2 protein-coding genes are annotated in these 989 nt (G+C 75.0%); one reads left to right on the top strand and one right to left on the bottom strand.

The genetic code is table 11. The features are described 5' to 3' along the window. The coding region (locus tag F8274_RS32760; RefSeq protein ID WP_370518299.1) for a DUF3499 domain-containing protein at window positions 1-333 on the bottom strand (333 nt) is incomplete at its 3' end. Between the two features lie 153 nt (window positions 334-486). On the opposite strand from F8274_RS32760, the gene F8274_RS30705 reads away from it, so the two are divergent. Next, window positions 487-936 carry a metallopeptidase family protein gene (locus F8274_RS30705; RefSeq protein WP_091260118.1) on the top strand — a complete coding sequence of 150 codons (450 nt, stop codon included), beginning with the start codon at window positions 487-489 and terminating at the stop codon, window positions 934-936. Window positions 937-989: the final 53 nt, after the last annotated feature.

The raw sequence follows: 989 nt of genomic DNA, 5'->3' as shown, positions 1-989 counted from the left end.
GGCCCCGGACCAGCTTCGCCGGGTGCACGGCGGCGCAGTGCGGGGTGTACGTGCCGCCGCGTACCCCGTCGGCGTGGCAGCGGGCGGCGGCCTCGGCGGCGTCGAGCAGCACCAGGTCGGCGGCGGCTCGAACTCGCCCTCGTGGCGGACCACGTCCCAGCCGCGCGGGGCGGTCAGGTTGCGGGCGTGCGGCTCGCACAGGTCGTACGTGTGCGGCTCGGCGAACGCGGCGAGGGGGCCCACCACGGCCGTGGACTCGTTGTAAACATAGGTCAATGTGGCGACCGCTTGCCGGGGGCAGCCGTTACGGGAGCAGCGCCGTGGTGACCTCACGGCGGCAGGGTATCCCCATTACCGGGTGCGGCGCACCGCTTCGCGTTGCGACACGCCCGTCATGGTGATCACATTCGTCCGATCGGCGGCTCGGCGCGCCGGGCCGACGGCGCCACGGCGGGCGGCCCGGGTGCGCGGGCTACCCTGTGCGTCATGACGAGCCCGGAAAACCGCCGCCCCGGCTCCGGCCGGCGCACCCACCGCGACCGCCACGGGCGGGGACTGCGGGGGCGGCTGGTGCCGGCCACCGTGCCGCTGGCCCGGACCAAGGCCGAGGTCTTCGACGACCTGGTGCTGGACACGGTGGAGACGCTCGAACGCCGCTTCGCCAAGGAGCTGGCGGGGGTCGAGTTCGCCGTCGAGGACGTCCCGCCGGATCTGAACGTCTACGACTCGGACGTGCTGGAGGACGGCGAGGTGCCGCTCGCCCGCCTGCTCCCCGGGCGCCCGGGCCGGCAGGAGGTGCCGCCGCGGATCGTGCTCTACCGGCGGCCGCTGGAATTCCGCGCCATGGACCGCGAGGACCTCGCGGACCTCGTGCACGACGTGATCATCGAGCAGGTGGCGAACCTGCTCGGCGTCGACCCCGACGAACTGGCCTGAGCCGGCACCGCCCGACCGCTACCGCGTCCCGGCCGGCCCCCGCCGGCCGGGTC

Origin of the sequence: Micromonospora sp. AMSO31t, from assembly GCF_008868175.1 — a bacterium.
GTDB lineage: Bacteria > Actinomycetota > Actinomycetes > Mycobacteriales > Micromonosporaceae > Micromonospora.
Note: the sequence above shows the minus strand (reverse complement) of the source record. Positions and strands in the feature narration are given on the sequence as shown.

Excerpts from the sequence above, each read along its gene's own strand:
- F8274_RS30705 (WP_091260118.1), top strand. The coding sequence starts at position 487 with ATGACGAGCCCGGAAAACCGCCGCCCCGGCTCCGGCCGGCGCACCCAC.